The following is a 19,695-nucleotide window of genomic DNA, read 5'->3' as shown; positions in this document are numbered from 1 at the left end:
ACTGACGGTTTCGCTCCTACGATCCTCGGTACACGTTCGTATTTCTCCGTGCTTCCTGGAATGAGTTCCGATGACACTCTCGCTCTCCCGCCGCGCCCTCGCCGCGGCGTCCACGGCCGCCGCCCTCGCCCGTAAGGTCCTGCGCCGGTGAGGGCGACGGCGGATCAGCCGGGGGCGGCGGGCCAGCGGTAGCGCACCCGGGTCAGCGCCTCGGAGATCTCCCACAGGCTCAGCGCCAGCGTGGGGTCACCGGCCGGCCGGGGCAGCTCCACCGGACCCGGGGCGCCCCGCTGTTCGAAGTGACCGGTCGGCCCGTAGAAGCCGCCCGGCGCGACGCCGGGGGCCGTGGCCGCGTACAGCGACGGCAACGCCGCCCGGTCCACCGGCTGGCCGAACAGCCGCTCCAGCGCGACGCGCTCCAGCGCCCGTACCGGGGGCGAGGCGTACCGCTGCAGCCCGGTCCAGCTGACGCCCGGGTGCACGGCCACGCTCGTCAGCGCCGCCCCGGCGGCGTCGGCGCAGCGCTGGAGCTCCAGGGCGAACAGCACGTTGGCCAGCTTGGACTTGGCGTACGCGGCCATGGGCCGGTACCTGCCCGCGCTCTGCAGATCCGACAGATCGGCAAGGGGGGCCCGGGAGATGGCGGCGCTGACGGTGACCACCCGCGGGGTGGACGCCCGCAGGAGGAGCGGCAGCAGCCGGCCGGTGAGGGCGAAGTGACCCAGGTGGTTGACGCCGACGGTCAGCTCGAAGCCGTCCCCGGTCGTGCGGCGCCGGTGGACCCCCATCACCGCGGCGTTGTTGACCAGCAGGTCGACCGGGCGGCCGCCGTGCTGCATGCGGTGGGCGAAGCCGGCGACGGAGGCCAGGTCGGCGAGGTCGAGGAGGTCCGGGCGGACCCGGGCCCCGGGCACCTCGGCCGCGATGCGCTCGGCGGCCTGCCGGGCCCGTCCCGCGTCCCGGCCGGTCACGACGGTCTCGGCGCCGGCCCGGGCCAGTTCGCGGGCGGTGACGTACCCGATGCCGCTGCTCGCGCCGGTCACGACCGCCAGCCGGCCCTCCTGGCCGGGCATGTCCTCGATGGTCCAGCTGTGGTGCATGCGCCTCCTCGGCGGCCGGTCGCGGACGGGCGACCGTATTGTCCGCCGCCCGGGCGGCCGTCAGGGGAAGGCGCGCCCGGCGGTCACGCGCCGCGCACCGCCTCCGGCCGCACCCGCACCACGTCCTCCGCGACCTGCCGGGCCTGGCGCACCACGTTGCGCAGGTGATTGGCGAAAGGGATCCGCACGTGGGTGCCGACGCCGGCCACCCACACGCGCTCGGGCGGCGCCCCCGGTCCCCGTCGCACCCGCAGGTCGGCCTCCAGGTGGTCCACGACGCCCGCATCGCCCTGGGGACCCGTGAGGTACAGCGTCGCGCCGTCGCGGGAGCGGTGCAGGACCGGAGGGTGGAAGCCGGTGCCGTTGACGACGTGGTCGAAGCGCTCCGGTTCGGACTCCGCCCCGCGCCACCGCACCTGCCACGCTCCGTCCTCGAAGGCGACGGCGACCGGATAGGGGTGGGCCAGCCGCAGCGCACCGGTGGCGACGTGGGTGAGCAGCCGGCGGGCGTTGACGACCGTCATGGCCGTGGCATAGCGGGAGACGAACCAGGCGAAGCGCTCCATGAGCGCCTCCCGGCGCGGCGCCGGCAGCGTGGCGCTCAGCGCGATGACCGCTTCGAGCACCGCCACGACCACCCCGGGCCAGACACCGACGCCCGCGTCCACCAGGGCCGTCTCCTCCCGCAGCCGCTGCACCGGATCGGGCGCGGCCGAGGTCTGCCGGCGCAGCGGACGCCGGCTCAGCAGCCGGACCGCCTCGACCGTGCAGCGCTGGATCTTGTCCGCCAGCAAGGGGTCGTCGGGGTCGAGGCGGGCGATGCGGTCGAGCGGCGGGAAGTCGCGGGCGGGAGCCCCCAGCGACACCCGCACGGACGGCAGCAGGCCCGACGGCGAGGTCATGACGGCCCGGTGGCCGTCGCGGCACAGCACCAGCGCCGCGTCGACGGCCGACTGGCGGGTGCCGAGCACCAGGACGCGGCTGCCGGGCGTCAGCTCGCGACGGAGCCGGCCGGCAGGGTAGGGGCTGTCGAGGTAGCGCGGGTGGCCGGTGAGGCCCACGAAGCCGTCCGGGACGCGCGGCCGGTGGACGCCCGTACAGACCACGACCGCATCGGCCACCAGCTCCGCGCCCGTGCTCAGCCGCACCCGTCGCCGGCCGCCCGGCTCCGTGCCGATCTCCTCGGCGCGGGCGCGCACGTGCCGCACCTCGACGCCGAGGGCGGTGGCCTCCTTGCGCGCCTGCGCGTAGCGGTCCTGGCAGTACTCGGCCATCCGGGACCGTGGGACGCACTCCCGCGGCTCGCCCGTCCAGCCGTGCTCGCGCAGGTGGTGGACGAAGTCCGCGGGCTCCTCGGCCAGCAGGGAGTTGACCTCGGCCGCGCTGTTGCACAACAGCAGCGGGTCGCGGTCGCCGAACGCGAGCCCCCAGCCGACCGGGTGGGGGTCCAGGAGATGGACGGACCGCACCCGCAGCGGCGCGCCGGCGCCGGCGCGGGAGAGCGCGCGGACCAGGTGCAGGAAGACGCTCGTCCCCGCCACGCCGGCGCCCACCACCACCACGTCCTGCCCGGCGCCGGAACCCTCCCGCCCCCCGGACGCCACCGCTTCCGCGTGTTCCCCGTGCTCCCTGCGTTGCATGGACACCTCCCCTTTCCGTACCTCACCCTGCCCGCGGGCCGGTTCCCGGAAGCACCGAAGCGGTGTTCAGCCCACGGCGATTCCGCTGAGAGCATGCGGGGCTTCCCCGGCGGCGGGCCGGCGGGCAGGGTCGTGGTCATGAGACTTCTGATGCTGGGCGGAACGGAGTTCGTGGGGCGCGCCGTCACCGACGAGGCGCTGGCGCGGGGTTGGGAGGTGACGGTCTTCCACCGCGGGCGGCACGAGCCGCCGCCGGGCGCCCGGGCGCTGCACGGCGACCGCACGGCCGACGGCGGCCTCGCCGCCCTCGCCCACGGCACGTGGGACCTGGTCGTCGACACCTGGTCCGCGGCGCCGTCCGCCGTCCGGGACGCCGCGCGGCTGCTGGCCGGCCGGGCCGGGCACTACGCGTACGTCTCCAGCGGGTCCGTCTACCGCCACCCGCGCCCTGCCGGGCTCGGCGAGAGCGCCCCGCTGGTGGACGGCTCGCCCGACGCGGGCGACGAGGCACCGTACGCGCAGGCCAAGCGGGGCGGTGAGCTCGCGGCCACCGCAGCCTTCGGCGACCGGGCGCTGCTGGTGCGGGCGGGCCTGATCCTCGGCCCCGGCGAGAACATCGGCCGCCTGCCCTGGTGGCTGCTGCGCATGGCGCGCGGCGGTCCGGTGCTGGCGCCGGGCCCGCGCGACCTGGGGCTGCAGTACATCGACGTCCGGGACCTGGCCGCCTGGACCCTGGACGCCGCGGCCCGCGGGCTCGGCGGCCCGTACAACCTCATCAGCCGTCCGGGCCACGCCACGACGGGTGACCTGCTGGAGTCCTGCGCGCGCGTCACGGGAGGCGTTGCACAGCTGCGCTGGACCGCCCCGGAGACGATCCTCGCCGCCAGCATCGAGCCCTGGTCCCACCTGCCGGTCTGGGTGCCGCCGGGCGAGCAGCACGTGACCCTGCACCAGGGCGGCGTGGACAAGGCGTTCGCCGCCGGCCTGCACTGCCGCCCGGTGGAGCGGACGGTGGCCGACACCTGGGCCTGGCTGCAGTCCCTGGGCGGAATCCCGCCCCACCGCCCCGACCGGCCGCCGGTGGGCCTGGACCCGGAGGTGGAGGCGAGGACGCTGCGGGGCTGAGACGGACGGCCGGGACGGACGCACACCGCCGGCCGCCCCGCCCGGGCCGGCCGGGCCACGGCGGTGCCCGCGTCATTCCGATGGCCCTTCCCCTGCTGCGCGCGGCGGCCGGTGCCAGTGGACTGGGGCCGGGGTTCCCGGAAGGGGTGAGGTGCGATGCACGAGCGGCTCGGCACCGTTGCGGCCACCCTCGCCGCCCTCGCCCTGCTGGCCGTCGGGTGCAGCCCGGACACCGGCCACCAGGGCCGGGGCCGCGCCTCCCCCGCCCCGCCCGCCGCCTCGGCCGCGCCAGGGGAGCGGCAGGAACGCGCCCTGCCCGGGCTGCCCCCCGCCCTGGCCCGGCAGCGCCTCGCCTGGGAGGCGTGCGCCGCCGAGGACGCTCCCCGGGGCGGCCAGGGCCCGCGCCCGGAGGCGGAGTGCGCCTGGCTCACCGTGCCCGTCGACTACGGCGCGCCCACCGGGCAGAGCATCCGGATCCGGGTCGTGCGCGTGCGGGCCCGTGCGCAGGACCGGCGCCTCGGCTCGCTCGTCTTCAACCCCGGGGGCCCCGGCGAGGCGGGGGCCGCCATGGTCGCCGGCGGTCTCTTCGAGGCCACGCCCGCGGTGGCGGACCGCTACGACCTCGTCGGCTTCGACCCGCGCGGCATCGGCCGCTCGGCGCCGCTCGCCTGCCCCCAGGGCACGGGCGGCGACCTCATCCCCCGCACCCGCGAGCAGGCGGAGGCGGAGTTCAAGGCGGCCGCCGACCAGGGCGAGAGCTGCCGCAGGGTGAGCGGCCCGCTGCTGGCCCACATGGACACCGCCAGCGTCGCCCGCGACCTGGAGCTGCTGCGCGCCGCCCTCGACGAGCCCCGGCTGCACTACCTCGGCTTCTCCTACGGCACGTACCTCGGCCAGCACTACGCCCACCTCTTCCCCGGCCGGGTGGGCCGCTTCGTCCTCGACGGCCTGGTGGACCCCGCCACCGACCAGCGGCGGACCGCGCGCAACGACGTCGCGGCCCTCGACGACAGCTTCGCCGGCTACGCCCGGGCCTGCGCCACCCTGGGCTGCCCGCTCGGCCGGACACCCGACGAGGTCGTGGCCAGGACCACCGCGTTCGTCCGGGACCTGGACGCCCACCCCGTCCCCGTACCGGGGGGCGGCCGGCTCACCACGGCCCTCGCCGTCCAGGGCATCCGGACCCCCCTCTACCAGGCCGCGCGGTGGCCGGACCTGACGAGGGCCCTGGTCGAGGCGATGGACGGCAGCCCGGGCCCCCTCATCGGCCTCGCCGTGGAGCAGGTGCGGGTGCAGGAGCAGTCCCAGGGGCAGCAACGGCGGGGCGGACTGCTCCCGGTCCCGGGCGCTCCCGCGGGCGACGTCGATCCCACCATGGCCAGGAACGCCGTCGACTGCCTCGACAAGCCCGGCCCCCGCACCCCCGCCGAAGTGCTCGCCGAGCTCGCCGAGTTCGAGAAGGCGTCGCCGCTGTTCGGCGCCACCGTGGCCGCGGCCCTCTACCACTGCGCCGCCTGGCCGCTGGCCCCGACGGGCCGGGCCGAACCGCTCACGGCGCCCGGCGCCCCGCCCATGGTGCTGGTCTCCTACGCCGTCGACCCGGCGACGCCGCTGGCCGGCGCCCGTGCCGTGCGGAAGAACCTGGGCGCGGGCTCCCTCGTCGTCCGCCGGGGCACCGGCCACTCCGCCTACGCCAGCGGATCGGAGTGCACCGACGCGGCCGTGGACGCGTTCCTCGTCGAGGACAGGCTGCCGCCGCCGAACGTGGAGTGCAGCGCCTGAGGCGCTGCCGAGCGGCGCCGCTCGCGCCGTACGACCAGCAGGGCCGCATCGTCGGAGAGCGGGCCGCCGGTGTACACGCGCAGATCGGCGACCAGCCGGTCCACGAGCGCGTCGGGGGACAGTTCCGGCATGGTGGCCAGGCGGTCGGCCAGCGGGTAGAAGCGGCCGGACGCGTCGCGGGCCTCGGTCACCCCGTCGGTGTAGAGCACCAGCAGGTCGCCCGGCACGAACGCGAAGCGGGTGGAGTGGTACGGGCCCGCGACCAGGTTCCGCAGCGCCAGCGGCGGGTCGGGCACGGGCGTGTCCACCTCCGTGACCCCTCCCGCGCGCCACAGCAGCGGCGGCAGGTGGCCGCAGTTCACCAGCTCCGTGGGCCCGTCGGACTCGGGCACCCCCAGCAGGACGGCCGTCACGAACTCCTCGCGGGCCCGGCGCCGCACCACCGTGGCGTCGAGCCGGCGGGCCACCGCACCCAGGTCGGGCTCGACCTGGGCGGCCTCGCGGAAGGTGCCGAGCACGTCGGCGGCGGTCTCGATGGCGGACAGCCCCTTGCCCCGCACGTCGCCGACGAGCAGCCGGGTCCCGTAGGGGGTGGCCAGCACCTCGTAGAGGTCGCCGCCCACGCGGGCCTCGGCGGCGGCCGCCAGGTAGCGCACCGCCACCCGCAGCCCGTCGATCCGCTCCGGGACCGGGCGCAGCAGGGTGCGCTGCGCGGCCTCGGCCACCGAGCGCGAGTGCAGCAGTTCGCGCTCGCGGGTCGCGACGAGCACGACGTTGGCGGTGCTGACGCAGGTGATGGCCAGGACGGTGGCGCCCGCCGTGAGGTGGACGGCGAGCGGCACTCCGGTGTCGGCGAGGCCGAGCAGGGGGACGAAGGCGAGAGCGAGCAGGCCGACGGTCAGGGGGACGCGGGCGCGCCGGGTGCCGCCGACGCCGGCGAGCGCCGGGGCGGTGGCGAGGACGGGGGAGAACGTCAGCTGGGGGTTGGTCGCCAGGTCCAGGACGACGGCCACGGCCAGCAGCGTGTAGGCGGCCAGGACGAGCAGGCGTGCGCTGCGGGGCAGCGGGGGCGGCACCTCGGGCGGCCGGTCGCGGCCTGGGTCTGGCTTCATGGTGGTTTCCCACCCTAGGTGGCCCGCGCCCACCCGCAAGCGGACCGGCCGTGCGGCGCGATGGGTCGGACGGTGCGATGGAAGGACCGTATGCGGACGGGCCTGTGCGGGCCCGCCGGATCGCGTGGCATAAACTGTCTTATGCCCAGAAAAAAGGACATTGCTCCATAAAGGTGATCGCCGTCATCTTCGGCCGTGCGGTCCGGACGGGTCGCCGATGATGGCCGTTGTGAGCGGCATGGTGGACAAGGCGGAGACGCGCGACGTGCTGATCGTCGTGTACGACGGAGTGCAATTGCTGGACGTCGCCGGTCCCTTGGACGTCTTCGACCGGGCTGCGTCCGAGGCCGCGCCCGAGGTGGGGACCGGCTACCGCGTGCGACTGGCCTCGCTCGGCGGCCGGCCGGTGGCCACCTCCGCCGACGCGCCGCTGGGCGTCTCCGCGGACCTCTCCCGGGTCCGCAAGCCGCCGGACACGCTGATGGTGGCCGGCGGCCGGGGCTACGCCGCGGCCGCGGCCGACCGCGACCTGGTCCGGCACGTACGGCGGCTGTCCGCCGGCGCCCGGCGCACGGGGTCGGTGTGCACCGGGGCGTTCGTCCTGGCCGAGGCGGGCCTCCTCGACGGGCGCCGCGCCACCACGCACTGGGCGTTCTGCTCCGAACTGGCCGCCGGCTACCCGGCCGTCTCCGTGGAGCCCGACGCCATCTTCGTCCGCGACGGCACGGTCGTCACCTCGGCCGGCGTGACCGCCGGCATCGACCTCACCCTGTCCCTGCTGGAGGACGACTTCGGCCCCGAACTGGCCCGGGCCGTCGCCAAGTTCCTCGTCGTCTTCATGCAGCGGCCCGGCGGCCAGTCCCAGTTCAGCACCTGGCTGCGCGGCGAGCCGCCGCGCGGCGGCGCCCTGCGCGAGCTCGTCGAGTCCATCGACGCCCGTCCCGCGGACGACCTGTCCGTGCCTGCCCTGGCCGCCCGGCTGGGCATGAGCAGGCGTCACTTCAGCCGGCTCTTCAGCCAGCAGGTGGGCACCAGCCCGGGTGCCTACGTCGAGCGGGCCCGGGTCGCCGCCGCGCGCGCCCTGCTGGAGAGCACCCCCGACAGCGTCGACACCATCGCCGCGCAATGCGGCTTCGGGACGGTCGAGACGATGCGGCGCGCCTTCGTCCGCGAGGCCGGTGTGTCACCGGCCGCCTACCGCGACCGGTTCCGGCGGGGCTGACGCCGGGCGGAGCCGGCGCCGCTCCCCGGCCGCTCCCGCCTCACTCCGTCCCGGGGGTCTTCCGGGTGGCGACGGCAATGCGGTTCCAGGCGTTGATGGTGAAGATGAGTGCGATCAGGTGGGCCAGCTCCTCCTCCTCGAAGTGCCGGGCGGCCCGCTCGTACACCTCGTCCGGGACGAAGCCGTCGGTCAGGACGGTCACCGCCTCGGTCAGCGCGAGGGCCGCCTGCTCCTTCTCCGTGTGGAGGCCGGCCTCCCGCCATGCGCTGAGCAGGTGGATGCGCTCCTCGCTCTCGCCCGCCCTGCGGGCGTCGCGGGTGTGCATGTCCAGGCAGTAGGCGCAGTGGTTGAGCTGCGAGGAACGGATCTGGACCAGCTCGACGAGGGCCGGGTCCAGACCCTCCGTGGCGGCCGCGTCGAGGGCGATCATGGCCTTGAAAACCTTGGGGGCGGCCTTGGTGAAGTTCATGCGCTGTGCATGCTGCGTCGTCGTCATGTGCACCACCGTAGGCGGGGAAACGGCCGGTCCCATGGTGCAATTCAGGGATGGAACCGAAGGTCAATCCGGGGGAGGCGTCGCCGGTGGGCGGTGCGGGAGAAGGGCGTGCCACGGGCGGGGGAGGGCCGGTGCGCGGCGGGGCCGGGGGAGAGCCCGGCGGTCCGGGCAGCGACCTCCACCTGGAGCTCTCCGACGGCCCGGGGGGCCGTCGCGGCGCGCTGATGCGCGCGCTGCGCGACGCCGTCCGCACGGGCCGGCTCGCCCCCGGCACCCGGCTGCCGCCCTACCGCACGCTCGCCGCCGACCTGGGCCTGGCCCGCAACACCGTCGCCGAGGCGTACGCCGAACTCGTCGCCGAGGGCTGGCTCACCGCCCGCCAGGGCTCCGGCACCCGCGTCGCGGACCGCGCGGCACCCCCGGACTCCGGCCGTCCGCGCCGTCCCACCACCCCCTCCCGCCCCCGGCGCCCGGTCCACGACCTGGTCCAGGGCACCCCGGACGCCTCCGCCTTCCCCCGCACCGCCTGGCTCGCTTCGGCCCGCCGTGCCCTCACGGCCGCACCCCACGAAGCCTTCGGCCCCGGCGACCCCCGCGGCCGCACCGAACTGCGCCACGCCGTGGCCGCCTACCTCGCCCGGGCCCGCGGCGTGCGGGCCGACCCCGCACGCATCGTCGTCTGCTCGGGCTTCGCCAACGCGCTGCGCCTGCTGGGCCAGGTGATCGACGGCACCATCGCCGTGGAGTCGTACGGCCTGGGCTTCCACCGCTCCCTGCTCACGGCCGCCGGGCGGACCACGTTCGCCTTGCCCATCGACGAACACGGGGCGCAGGTACGCGAGTTGCCGGGCAGCGGCGCCGCGGCGGCGTTGCTGACCCCCGCACACCAGTTCCCGACGGGCGGGCCGCTGCACCCCGCACGGCGGGCCGCGCTCATCGACTGGGCGCGCGCGGAGGGCGGAGTGGTCCTGGAGGACGACTACGACGGCGAGTTCCGCTACGACCGCCAGCCGGTCGGCGCCGTACAGGGCCTCGACCCGGATCGGGTGGTCTACATCGGCTCCGTCAGCAAGAGCCTCTCGCCGGCCCTGCGCCTGGGCTGGATGGTGCTGCCGGGGCATCTGGTGGATGCGGTGCTGGAGTTGAAGGGGGAGCGGGAGTCGTGGGCGAGCGCCCTGGAACAGCTGACGCTCGCCGACTTCCTCGCGTCGGGCTCCTACGACCGCCATGTGCGCCGCATGCGCCGTCTCTACCGCCGGCGTCGCGACCGGCTCGTCGCCGCGCTCGCCGAGCGCGCCCCGCACGTGCAGGTCACCGGCATCGCGGCCGGACTGCACGCGGTGCTCGGCCTTCCGGCGGGCACCGAACGGTCCGTCGTCCAGGCCGCGGCCTGGCAGGGGCTGGCCGTCGAGGGCCTGGGACTGTACCGGCACGGGGAGGCGACGGGCGTACCGGGCGACGGCCTGGTCGTGGGCTACGGAACCCCGCCCGAACACGCCTTCGCCGGCGCGTTGAACGCCCTCTGCGAAGCGTTGCCTCCGCCGCCCTGAGCGGGGCGGCGGCCGGCCGGCGCGGACGTGCCGAAGGCACCGCGGGGAGCGCGCGGTGCCTTCGGGGATCCGTGTGGTCGTCGCGGGTGCCGTGACCGGCGTCAGGCGCGCACGGTCCACCAGGCGCCTATGCCGTTGCAGCCGCCGGCCGAGTAGGTGGTGCTGCGGTAGCCGGGCGGAATGGGCGAACCGGGGCAGGTCCAGATGCCGTTGCGCACGAGCTGGTGGTACCACGCGCCGGCGTTGTCGCAGCCGGTGCGGTTGTAGCCGGTGACGACGTAGCCGGGCGGGATGGGGGAGCCGCCGCAGGTCCACCGGCCGTCACGGGCGAGCTCGTGGTACCAGGCGCCGATGCCGTTGCAGCCAAGGCGGTTGTGGTTGGTGATGACGTAGCCGGCCACGATCGGCGAGCCCGAGCAGGTCCAGATCCCGTCGCGCACGGGCTCCTGGTACCAGGCCCCCGCGCCCCGGCAGCCGTTGCGGTCGTAGTTGGTGATGACGTACCCGTCCGGGACGGGCGCCCCGGAGCAGGACCACCCGCCCGCCGCGGCCTTCGCCGCTCCGCCGGTCGCCGCGCTCGCGGTGCCGGTGGCCGCGCCGGTGAGGACCGTGGCGATCATCGCGACGGCTCCTGCCAGGGCGGCGAACCGGCGCCGCACGGCCCCCATCGCCGCACGGCCGCGCCACAGTTGACGGAATCTGTTCAATTCACACCGGTCCTCTCGGCATGCTCACGTGGTTCCCCGAAGTGAGCAAAAAACGGTTGACAGTGGAACAAAGTTCGTCGTACTCGGTCTTGCGGGGGAAGAGTGCCACAGGTGGCTCGGCCTCACTACCGTCATTGGTGGAATGGGCGGGGCCGTGGCAGCTTGCTGCCACGCGGCAGGCCGGCGGCAGGTGATCGGCAGGTCATCGTGCGTGCGCGGGGCGCCGGGCGCGCCTCGTTGGTACAGTGCAGAGAACTTTGCAGTTCATCATGCTGACCTGGGGAGATCTGATGGCATCCGACAGCGCCGACATCAAGGCATGGCTCGACACCGTCACCATCGATCCGGCCGTTCGCGCCCTGCGGCCGGACTACCGCGCCCTGGTGCTCGCCGCCGAGGGCCTGCAGCCCGGGCCCAGCGACGCGGCGAGCGAGAAGCTGCTCGCCGCCGCCGAACGGTCCGCGCGCGGGTGGCTCGCGGACCTGCCGGTCGAGGACCACCCGCACCTGGCCGCCTGGCGCGAGGCGTTCCGCTCCTTCGGCGCCAAGCCCCAGCGCACGCGACCCAGCGCGGAGGCGCTGCTGCGCCGGGTCGAGGCCGGTCTGCCGCGCGTGGACCGGCTCACGGACATCTACAACGCGGTGTCCGTCGCCCATGTCGTGCCGCTCGGCGGCGAGGACCTCGACCATTACGCCGGGCCGGCCCGCCTGGTCCGCGCCACCGGTGACGAGCCCTTCGTGACGACGGCCGAGGGTGAGGCGGTGGTGGAGCACTGCCCGCCCGGCGAGGTCGTCTGGCGCGACGACGAGGGCGTCACCTGCCGGCGCTGGAACTGGCGGCAGTGCACCCGCACCCGCCTCACGCTCGCCACGACGCGCGCGGTGTTCATCCTGGACGCCCTCGGTCCGCTGGGGGACGCCGAGCTGACCGCCGCGGGGGACGCGCTGACCGAGGCGCTCGTCGCGAGCAGCCCGGGAGCCACGGTCGCCGCGCGGCTGGTGCGGTAAGCGGGGGCAGGGGCAGGGTGGGCCGGGGGAGGCGCCCGGGCTCACCTCCGCCCCCGCCGCCCCTCACGCCGTCATCGGTTCCTCGTCGTGGTCCAGCCCCTCGACGCAGGCGTCCGCCAGGGCGTCCAGGGGCAGGTCCAGCGCTCTCGCCAGGGCGGTGACCGTGAAGAAGGCGGGCGTCGGCGCCCGGCCCGTCTCGATCTTGCGCAGGGTCTCGGCGGACAGCCCGGCCCAAGCCGCCACCTCCACCATGCTGCGTTCGCCGCGCGCCTCCCGCAGCAGCGCGCCCAGGCGCTCGCCGCGCTGCCGCTCCCACGGGGTCAGAGGAGTTCTCACCATGACCGTGATACTAATACCGGTATAAGAATTGGAACGTACGCCTGGGGTGGGGAGTCGGCAGACATGGTGGAGATCAAGACGGACGAGGCCCTGGAGGCCATGCGCGAGGCGGGCCGCGTCGTGGGCCGTGCCCTGGCCGCCGTGCAGGAGGCCGCAGCGGTCGGCGTCACCCTGCAGGAGCTGGACGGGGTGGCGCGGGACGTCCTGGACGGCGCCGGGGCGACCTCGCCGTTCCTCGGCTACCACCCGTCGTTCGCCCCCGTTCCCTTCCCCGCCGTCATCTGCGCCTCCGTCAACGACGCCGTCGTGCACGGCATCCCCGACGGCTACCGGCTGCGCGACGGCGACCTGGTGAGCATCGACTGCGGTGCCGTCCTCGACGGCTGGGCCGGCGACGCCGCCGTCAGCTTCACCGTCGGCACGCCCGACCCGGCCGACCTGGCCCTCATCGAGACCACCCGGCAGGCGCTCGACGCCGGCATAGCCGCGGCGGTCGTCGGCAACCGCATCGGGGACATCTCGCACGCCATCGGGGGCGTCGCCCGCGCCGCCCGCCGGGGGCTGCCCGCCGATCTGGGCGGGCACGGCATCGGGCGCCGGATGCATGAGGATCCGCACGTGCCCAACGCCGGGCGGCCGCGCCGCGGATTCCGTCTCCAGCACGGGCTGGTCCTGGCCATCGAACCGATGCTCATGGCCGGCGGCCGCGACGACTACCGCGTCGCCCCCGACGGCTGGACCCTGCGCACGGCCGACGGCAGCCGCGCCGCACACATCGAGCACACCGTCGCCGTCACCGAGGACGGGCCGCGCATCCTCACCCTGCCGTAGACGCCCCCGCCGTAAGACTTTCGTCATCGGATTTCCGGATCCTGCCGGGCCCCGCCGGCGTTCTGAACGGGTGAGAGCGGAGCACGGCTTCAGGAGGCGGAACATGGGACGCGTACGACGGCTGCTGACCAGGCCCATCGTCATGGCGGTACTGGCGGTGGGGATCCTGGCGGTGGGTGCGGGGGTGTACTGGTTCCAGCCCTGGAAGCTCTGGGTCGACGAGACGGTGCGCGAGTCCGCGCCGGTGTCCGCGGGGAGCCCGGGGGCGCCGTCGGGCGGGGTGCGGACCCTGGCGGCCGGCGAACTGATCAGTCACGAGCACACGACCAGCGGCAGGGTGCGGATCCTGCAGCTCCCGGACGGCAGCCGCACGCTCCGGCTGGAGAACCTCGACACCAGCAACGGCCCGGACCTGCGGGTCCTGATCACGGACGCCCCGGTGAAGGAGGGCCGGGCCGGCTGGTACGTGTTCGACGACGGTGCCCACGTCAGCCTCGGCAAGCTCAAGGGCAACAAGGGCGACCAGAATTACGCCCTGCCCGCCGGCCTCGACCTCAACCGCTACACCAGCGTGAGCATTTGGTGCGACCGCTTCGACGTCTCCTTCGGTGCGGCCCCTCTGGCGCCTACGCGGGCGTGACCTCCGTCGACGCGGCCACGGGGGCGGTGCCGGCGACCGTGCAGGCGACGGTCACGCCGAAGACGTGGACCGAGGCGTTGCCCGGCGCGAAGGTGGCGGTGCCGGCGGCATCGAGCTGTACGGACGCGACGCCGCCGGTCAGCGTCACGGTGGAACCGCTCGGGATGCGGCCGGGGTTGGTGAAACCGGTGGCGGTCACGCTGCCGGATCCGGCGCCGCCGAGGGTGATCTCCATCTCGCCGCTCACGCCGTTCGCGGGGACGCCGATGGGCACCGTCAGCTGGGTGGAGACCTCCACGGTGAGGTCGGCGGTGCCGCCCTGCGGCACGGTGGCCGGGGCCGTCATCGTGACCTGCAGGGGCTGGGCGCCGTCGGGGGCGCCGGGGCCGGTGCAGGTGTAGTCGACGGACACGGCGTCGGCCGCCGCGGCCGGCGGTGCGCCGAGTGCGGTGCCGCCGCTCGCCAGCGCGGCGACGAAGGCCAGGCTCGTCAGGGTCCGCTTGCGTCGTCTGTCCAGACCGCTTGAGGTGGGCATCGACGTGCTCCCTTGGTGGGGTGTGATGTGAACACGTCATGAGTTGCACCGGGTGCCGGAGAAGTCAACACGGCTCCGGTGCGGTCTTGCCGGCGTGAGCGGTTATCGGACACCTACGGTGCCTGGCATAGGGTTCGGGCATGGAGACTCAGGAGACGGTACGGGTCGACAGCTGGATCTGGTCCGTACGGCTCACGAAGACGCGCTCGATGGCCGCCTCGGCCTGCCGGGCCGGCCACGTCCGCATCAACGGCGAACGGGCCAAGCCCGCCCAGACCCTCAAGGCCGGGGACGAGGTCCGGCTGCGGCACGCCGGCCGCGAGCGGATCGTCGTCGTCAAGCGCCTCGTCCGCAAGCGCGTGGGCCCGCCCGTGGCCGCCGAATGCTTCCTCGACAACTCCCCGCCCCCGCCCCCGCCCCCGCGCGAGGCCGCCTCCCCGGCCGGCCAACGCGACCGCGGCACGGGCCGCCCCACCAAGCGCGACCGGCGCGAGATGGAGCAGCTGCGCGGACACTGACGGACGGGCTGCGGGACGGACCGCCGGGCCAAAGGTGCGCCGAGGGATCGAAAATGGGCGAAACGTCGTGTCTGTGGCATGGGCCGGTCGTTAGGGCGGGCATGACGAAGCGCATTGCAGCCGCCGCCGTTCTCACCGCCGCGGCCCTCCTCCTCCCTGCGGGCGCCGCCTCGGCCGTGTCCGCGCCCGGTGTCCTCGCCTCCCAGCTGCTCGGCCCCGGCCCGGACGAGGGGTCCGCCGGGCAGGAGGGGCAGGGCGGCATGGAAGGTCACGAAGGGCAGGGCGGCCCGTACGGGCAGGCCGGGCAGGCCGGCGGGCCGCTGGCGCCCGTCATCGGGCTGCTCACCGAGGTCACGAACCTTCTGCCCCACTAGGCACCGCGGGCACGGCCGTCAGGCGGTAGCCGCGCTTGGTCACGGTGTGGACCAGGTGCGCGTACGGGCCCAGGGCCGTGCGCAGGCGGGCCACCGCCGCCTCCACGGCGTGCCCGTCCGGGCGCTGCCCGGCGGGGCCGGTCCACACCCGGCGCAGCAGGTCGGCGCGGCTGAGCACCGTGCCCGGCCGCTCCGCCAGCGCCCGGAGCACGGCCGCCGGCAGCGGTGGCAGCAGCAGGGTGCGGCCGCCGGCCAGGACCGCCGTGCCCTGCAGCACCAGCGGGCCGTCCGGGGTGTCGAGCTCGCGCCGGCAGCGGTCCGTGAGCTCGCGCGCGAGGGTGCGGACCAGGGAGCCCAGCCGGCCGCGCTCCGGCCATACGCACGGCACGCCCGCGCTCAGCAGCGGGCGGGCGCAGATCGGGCCGATGCACACCGGCAGCACGTCCCCGCGCAGCGCGTCGAGCACCTCGTCCCGGCGCCCGCAGGACTGTGCGGCCGCCAGGAAGGCGTCGATGGCGGGGGCGCTGGTGAACGGCAGCGCGTGGACCTCCCGTCGTACGGTCTGCTCGACGAGCCTGCGCAGCGCCGCCGGGTCCTCGGGCGGGCCCCACCGGTAGACCGGCACCGTGACGACGTCGGCGCCCGCCGCCCGTAGCGCCGCAGTGAACTCCGGCAGCGGGGCGCCGTGTTCCTGCACGGCGATGCGGCGCCCCCGCACGTCGCGGGCCAGCAGCCAGGCCAGGACGTCGTCCAGGGCCTCCGACTCCGGGGCGTGGGCCTCGCGCAGCCCGCACGCGCGCAGCGCGCCCGCGGCCTTCGGCCCGCGGCTGACGAGCACCGCCTCCCGGCACGCCGCCACCAGCCGGCCGGCCGTGCCCCACCCCTCCACCGCGCTCATCCAGCCCCGCCAGCCCACCCCGGTCGTGGCCACCACGTAGTCCAGCCCTCCGGCCAGGGCGGACTCGGTGGCCTCGTACAGCAGGCGGTCGTCGGAGAGCGGCACCATCCGCAGGGCGGGCGCGGCGACGACCGTGGCCCCCCGCCGCTGCAGCAGGGCCGTCAGTTCGTCGCGACGCCGGTCCGCCGTGACCCCCACCGTGAAGCCGACCAGTGCCCCGGGTGTTGCTGTGCTCATGGGCAGAGGGTTGCGGAGCGTCGTTAAGACGCCGTTGCGTGCACGTCACGGGGACGTTAGCCCACGGCCCCGTCGTATACGGCCACGTGTCGTGCCGCGCACACCCCGGCCCCGCCCGGATGCGCGGCATGTGCGGCCCCCGCAACACGGCCGTCGCACCGGCGTAACCGCCCGCCGCGACGCTTACCGGCATGGCCCCCGCCCCGTCCCCCACCCCCACCGACACCCACTGCCCGTACTGCTCCCTGCAGTGCGGCATGCGGCTGCGCCCCGTCGTTCCGGCCGCCCCCGGCGAGCCTGCCGTCGCCGTCGAGGAGCGCCCGGACTTCCCCGTCAACCAAGGCGCCCTGTGCGGCAAGGGCGACAACGCCGCCGCAGTGCTCTCCGCCCACGCCCGGCTGACCGCGCCCTTGATCCGGGACCGCCGCACCGGCCGGCTGCGCGGCGCGACCTGGCCCGAGGCCCTCGACCGGGCCGCCCGGGGCCTGGCCGCCACCGCCGAACGTCACGGACGCGACGCCGTCGGCGTCTTCGGCGGCGGCGGCCTCACCAACGAAAAGGCGTACCTCCTCGGCAAATTCGCCCGCGTCGTGCTGCGCACCCCGAACATCGACTACAACGGCCGGTTCTGCATGTCCTCCGCCGCTGCGGCCCAGCGCCGGGCGTTCGGCCTCGACCGCGGGCTGCCGTTCCCGCTGGAGGACGTCGCCCGCACCGGCTGCCTCGTCCTCGTCGGCGCCAACCCCGCCGACACCATGCCGCCCGCCGTGCGCCACCTGCGCGCCCTGCGCGAGGCCGGCGGGCGCCTGATCGTCGTCGACCCGCGGCGCACCCGCACCGCCGAACTCGCCGACCTGCACCTGCGGCCCCGGCCCGGCACCGACCTCGCCCTCGCCCTCGGCCTGCTCCACCTCGTCATCGCCGACGGCCGCGTCGACGAGACCTTCGTCGCCGACCGCACCAGCGGCTACGAGCGCGCCCGCACCGTGGCCATGGCGCACTGGCCCGAGCGCGTCGAACGCATCACCGGCGTGAGCGTGGAGCACATGCGGCAGGCCGTCGCCCTGTTCTGCGACGCCCCCACCGGCATGGTGCTCACCGCCCGCGGCGGCGAACAGCACAGCAAGGGCGTCGACACCGTCGGCGCCTGGATCAACCTGTGCCTGGCCACCGGCCGGGCCGGCCGCCCCCGCTCCGGATACGGCTGCCTCACCGGCCAGGGCAACGGCCAGGGCGGCCGCGAACACGGCCAGAAGGCCGACCAGTTGCCCGGCTACCGGGCCATCGACGACCCCGCCGCCCGGGCCCACGTCGCCGCCGTCTGGGGCGTCGACCCCGACGACCTGCCCGGCCCGGGGCGGTCGGCGTACGAGCTCCTGGACACCGCGGGCACCCCCGGCGGCGTCCGCGCCCTGCTCCTCATGGGCTCCAACCCGGTCGTCTCCGCCCCGCACGCCGGCCACGTCACCGAACGGCTGCGCGCCCTCGACCACCTCGTCGTCTGCGACGTCGTGCTCTCCGAGACCGCCGAACTCGCCGACGTCGTCCTGCCGTCGGCCCAGTGGGCCGAGGAGGACGGCACCATGACCAACCTCGAAGGCCGCGTCATCCTGCGCCGGGCCGCCCTCGCCCCGCCCCCCGGCGTCCGCACCGACCTGGCCGTCCTGCACGCCCTCGCCGCACGGCTGGGCACCGACAAGGGGTTCCCCGAGGACGCCGAAGAGGTCTTCGACGAGCTCGGGCGGGCATCGGCCGGCGGCCAGGCCGACTACTCCGGCATCACCTACCCCCGCATCGCCGCCGCCGACGGCGTCTTCTGGCCCTGCCCCGCCACCGACGACCCGCCGGACCACCCGGGCACGCCCCGGCTCTTCCTCGACCGCTTCGCCACCCCCGACGGCCGCGCCCGGTTCGCCGACGCCGGCCACCGGCCCGCCGCCGAGGAACCCGACGCCGACTACCCGCTGCGCCTGACCACCGGCCGCGTCCTCGCCCAGTACCAGAGCGGCGCCCAGACCCGCCGGACCGCCGCCCTCCACCGCGCCGCACCCGGCCCCTTCGTCGAGCTGCACCCCCGCCTCGCGGCCCGCCTGGGTGTCACCGACGGCGACCAGCTCACCGTCACCAGCCGGCGCGGACGGGCCACGGCACCGGCCCGGGTCACCACCGCCATCCGGCCCGACACCGTGTTCATGCCCTTCCACTGGCCCGGCGCCGGCCGGGCCAACACCCTGACCAACCCCGCACTCGACCCCGTCTCGCGCATGCCCGAATTCAAGGTGTGCGCCGTGCGCGTGGAGAAGGCCGCCGCAGGAAAGCGGTCATGACGCCGCGCACCGCACGGCCGCTGCGCATCGCCGTCGCCGGAGCCGGCATGGCCGCGGCCCGCCTCGCCCAGCAGACCCTCGCCCAGGCCCCGCCCGGCACCGTCCGCATCACCCTGTACGGGCAGGAACCCCGGGCGCCCTACAACCGGACCCTGCTCACCGGCGTCCTCGCCGGTCGCTACGCCCCCGCCGACCTCGCCCTCCCCACGGGGACCGCCGCCGTGCACCGGGCCACCGACGTCGTGGCCTTCGACCCGGCCGCCCGTACGCTGCGCACCTCCACGGGCGCGACCGCCCCGTACGACGTCCTCGTCCTGGCCACGGGCGCCGAACCGGTCCTTCCCGCCGGGCTGCACCCGCACGGCACGCCCGGCACCGGCCGTGACGTCCCCCTCCGCGGCGTGCACACCCTGCGCACCCTCGAGGACTGCGCCCGCCTCGGCGAGGACGCCCGGCACGCCGGCCGGGCCGTCGTCGTGGGCGGAGGCGTCCTGGGCGTCGGCACCGCCCTCGCCCTGGCCGCCCGCGGCCTGCCCGTCCACCTCCTGCACCGGGCACCGCACCTGATGGAACACCACCTGGACGCCGGGGCCGCCGCCACCGTGCGCCGCGGCCTCGAAGCCGCGGGCGTACGGGTACGGACGGGCCACGCCGTCACCGCCCTGCACGGCGGGCAGCGCGTCACCGGGGCCGAACTGGCCGACGGCAGCCGGCACGACGCCGACCTGGCCGTCCTCGCCTGCGGCGTCCGCCCCCGCACCGCCCTCGCCCGGACCGCGGGGCTGACGGTGCGCAGCGGAGTCGTCGTCGACGACCGTCTGGCCACCTCCGCCCCCGGCGTGTACGCGATCGGTGACTGCGCCGAGCACCGGGGCACCGTCCACGGCCGCGCCGAGGCGGCCTGGGAACAGGCCGACGTCCTCGCCGCCCGCCTGTCCGGAGCCCGTCCGCAGGCGCGCTACCGCGGCTCCTTCGCGCTGCTGCGGCTCAGCGCCGGCGCCCTGGACGTCGCGGCGCTCGGCGACTGCACCGGCGAGCACGGCCCGGACACCGACAGCGTCCGTCTCGCCGACGCCACCCGCGGCACCTACAAGAAGCTCGTGCTGCGCGGCAGCGAACTCCTCGGCGCGCTCCTCGTCGGCGACCTCACCCCGCTGGGCGACCTCACCGACGCCTGCGAACGGGGCGAGCCCGTACCCCCCGACCCCCTCCACCTGCTCATGACGGAAGGAGCCTCCCTGTGAGGGACCACCAC

General features: G+C 75.8%; 19 protein-coding genes. 11 read left to right on the top strand and 8 right to left on the bottom strand.

The window, feature by feature from the left end:
* Window positions 1-164: 164 nt before the first annotated feature.
* Both IE182_RS10810 and IE182_RS10805 read right to left on the bottom strand, forming a co-directional pair.
* Window positions 165-1,100, bottom strand: a complete 936-nt coding sequence (locus IE182_RS10810; RefSeq protein ID WP_190109505.1) for an oxidoreductase — start codon at window positions 1,098-1,100, stop codon at window positions 165-167.
* An 83-nt stretch (window positions 1,101-1,183) separates the two neighbouring features.
* Window positions 1,184-2,740, bottom strand: a complete 1,557-nt coding sequence (locus tag IE182_RS10805) for an FAD/NAD(P)-binding protein (RefSeq protein ID WP_190109504.1) — start codon at window positions 2,738-2,740, stop codon at window positions 1,184-1,186.
* A 138-nt stretch (window positions 2,741-2,878) separates the two neighbouring features.
* Here IE182_RS10805 and IE182_RS10800 point away from each other — a divergent pair, with 138 nt between their 5' ends.
* Window positions 2,879-3,865: an NAD-dependent epimerase/dehydratase family protein gene (locus IE182_RS10800; protein WP_190109503.1), complete on the top strand. Its 987-nt coding sequence runs from the start codon at window positions 2,879-2,881 to the stop codon at window positions 3,863-3,865.
* A 156-nt stretch (window positions 3,866-4,021) separates the two neighbouring features.
* Window positions 4,022-5,647 carry an alpha/beta hydrolase gene (locus IE182_RS10795; RefSeq protein ID WP_190109502.1) on the top strand — a complete coding sequence of 542 codons (1,626 nt, stop codon included), beginning with the start codon at window positions 4,022-4,024 and terminating at the stop codon, window positions 5,645-5,647.
* Here IE182_RS10795 and IE182_RS10790 read toward each other — a convergent pair.
* Window positions 5,554-6,759 carry a PP2C family protein-serine/threonine phosphatase gene (locus IE182_RS10790; RefSeq protein ID WP_190109501.1) on the bottom strand — a complete coding sequence of 402 codons (1,206 nt, stop codon included), beginning with the start codon at window positions 6,757-6,759 and terminating at the stop codon, window positions 5,554-5,556. The genes IE182_RS10795 and IE182_RS10790 overlap by 94 nt on opposite strands.
* Before the next feature lie 238 nt (window positions 6,760-6,997).
* On the opposite strand from IE182_RS10790, the gene IE182_RS10785 reads away from it, so the two are divergent.
* Window positions 6,998-7,981, top strand: a complete 984-nt coding sequence (locus tag IE182_RS10785) for a GlxA family transcriptional regulator (RefSeq protein WP_229844747.1) — start codon at window positions 6,998-7,000, stop codon at window positions 7,979-7,981.
* Window positions 7,982-8,021: 40 nt separating this feature from the next.
* Here IE182_RS10785 and IE182_RS10780 read toward each other — a convergent pair whose 3' ends face one another.
* A complete protein-coding gene (locus IE182_RS10780) occupies window positions 8,022-8,477 on the bottom strand; it encodes a carboxymuconolactone decarboxylase family protein (protein ID WP_190109500.1) in 456 nt (151 codons plus the stop codon).
* 50 nt (window positions 8,478-8,527) lie between these two features.
* Between IE182_RS10780 and pdxR the strand changes: the two genes are divergently transcribed.
* The gene (pdxR, locus tag IE182_RS10775) at window positions 8,528-10,027 is read left to right on the top strand and encodes a MocR-like pyridoxine biosynthesis transcription factor PdxR (RefSeq protein WP_190109499.1); all 1,500 of its coding nucleotides are present in this window, start codon (window positions 8,528-8,530) and stop codon (window positions 10,025-10,027) included.
* Between the two features lie 101 nt (window positions 10,028-10,128).
* Here pdxR and IE182_RS10770 read toward each other — a convergent pair whose 3' ends face one another.
* Complete coding sequence (locus IE182_RS10770; protein WP_229844727.1) at window positions 10,129-10,734, bottom strand: hypothetical protein; 606 nt, start codon at window positions 10,732-10,734, stop codon at window positions 10,129-10,131.
* A 290-nt stretch (window positions 10,735-11,024) separates the two neighbouring features.
* Here IE182_RS10770 and IE182_RS10765 point away from each other — a divergent pair, with 290 nt between their 5' ends.
* Complete coding sequence (locus IE182_RS10765; RefSeq protein WP_190109498.1) at window positions 11,025-11,741, top strand: B3/B4 domain-containing protein; 717 nt, start codon at window positions 11,025-11,027, stop codon at window positions 11,739-11,741.
* A gap of 63 nt (window positions 11,742-11,804) precedes the next feature.
* Here the strand turns inward: IE182_RS10765 and IE182_RS10760 are convergent, their stop codons facing one another.
* Window positions 11,805-12,080: a helix-turn-helix domain-containing protein gene (locus IE182_RS10760; RefSeq protein ID WP_190109497.1), complete on the bottom strand. Its 276-nt coding sequence runs from the start codon at window positions 12,078-12,080 to the stop codon at window positions 11,805-11,807.
* A gap of 63 nt (window positions 12,081-12,143) precedes the next feature.
* On the opposite strand from IE182_RS10760, the gene map reads away from it, so the two are divergent.
* Window positions 12,144-12,911: a type I methionyl aminopeptidase gene (gene map / locus IE182_RS10755; RefSeq protein ID WP_190109496.1), complete on the top strand. Its 768-nt coding sequence runs from the start codon at window positions 12,144-12,146 to the stop codon at window positions 12,909-12,911.
* A gap of 103 nt (window positions 12,912-13,014) precedes the next feature.
* Window positions 13,015-13,551: a DM13 domain-containing protein gene (locus IE182_RS10750; protein ID WP_190109495.1), complete on the top strand. Its 537-nt coding sequence runs from the start codon at window positions 13,015-13,017 to the stop codon at window positions 13,549-13,551.
* Here the strand turns inward: IE182_RS10750 and IE182_RS10745 are convergent.
* Window positions 13,538-14,086 (bottom strand): hypothetical protein, encoded by a 549-nt coding sequence (locus tag IE182_RS10745; RefSeq protein ID WP_190109494.1) that lies wholly within the window; start codon window positions 14,084-14,086, stop codon window positions 13,538-13,540. The genes IE182_RS10750 and IE182_RS10745 overlap by 14 nt on opposite strands.
* 140 nt (window positions 14,087-14,226) lie before the next feature.
* Between IE182_RS10745 and IE182_RS10740 the strand changes: the two genes are divergently transcribed.
* Together IE182_RS10740 and IE182_RS10735 are read left to right on the top strand one after the other, a co-directional pair.
* Complete coding sequence (locus IE182_RS10740) at window positions 14,227-14,604, top strand: RNA-binding S4 domain-containing protein (RefSeq protein ID WP_190109493.1); 378 nt, start codon at window positions 14,227-14,229, stop codon at window positions 14,602-14,604.
* 101 nt (window positions 14,605-14,705) lie between these two features.
* Window positions 14,706-14,978 (top strand): hypothetical protein, encoded by a 273-nt coding sequence (locus IE182_RS10735; protein ID WP_190109492.1) that lies wholly within the window; start codon window positions 14,706-14,708, stop codon window positions 14,976-14,978.
* Here IE182_RS10735 and IE182_RS10730 read toward each other — a convergent pair.
* Complete coding sequence (locus IE182_RS10730) at window positions 14,956-16,113, bottom strand: uroporphyrinogen-III synthase (protein ID WP_190109491.1); 1,158 nt, start codon at window positions 16,111-16,113, stop codon at window positions 14,956-14,958. The genes IE182_RS10735 and IE182_RS10730 overlap by 23 nt on opposite strands.
* Before the next feature lie 191 nt (window positions 16,114-16,304).
* Here IE182_RS10730 and IE182_RS10725 point away from each other — a divergent pair, with 191 nt between their 5' ends.
* Both IE182_RS10725 and IE182_RS10720 read left to right on the top strand, forming a co-directional pair.
* Window positions 16,305-18,440, top strand: a complete 2,136-nt coding sequence (locus IE182_RS10725) for a molybdopterin oxidoreductase family protein (protein WP_190109490.1) — start codon at window positions 16,305-16,307, stop codon at window positions 18,438-18,440.
* On the top strand, window positions 18,437-19,684 hold the full coding sequence (locus IE182_RS10720) for an NAD(P)/FAD-dependent oxidoreductase (RefSeq protein ID WP_190109489.1): 1,248 nt from the start codon (window positions 18,437-18,439) through the stop codon (window positions 19,682-19,684). The genes IE182_RS10725 and IE182_RS10720 overlap by 4 nt, the downstream gene beginning before the upstream one ends.
* Window positions 19,685-19,695 lie beyond the last annotated feature (11 nt).

Source organism: Streptomyces cinnamoneus (assembly GCF_014650495.1).
Classification (GTDB): Bacteria; Actinomycetota; Actinomycetes; order Streptomycetales; family Streptomycetaceae; genus Streptomyces; species Streptomyces cinnamoneus.
The sequence above is the reverse complement of the archived record's forward strand: the minus strand, read 5'-3'. Positions and strand labels throughout refer to the sequence as shown.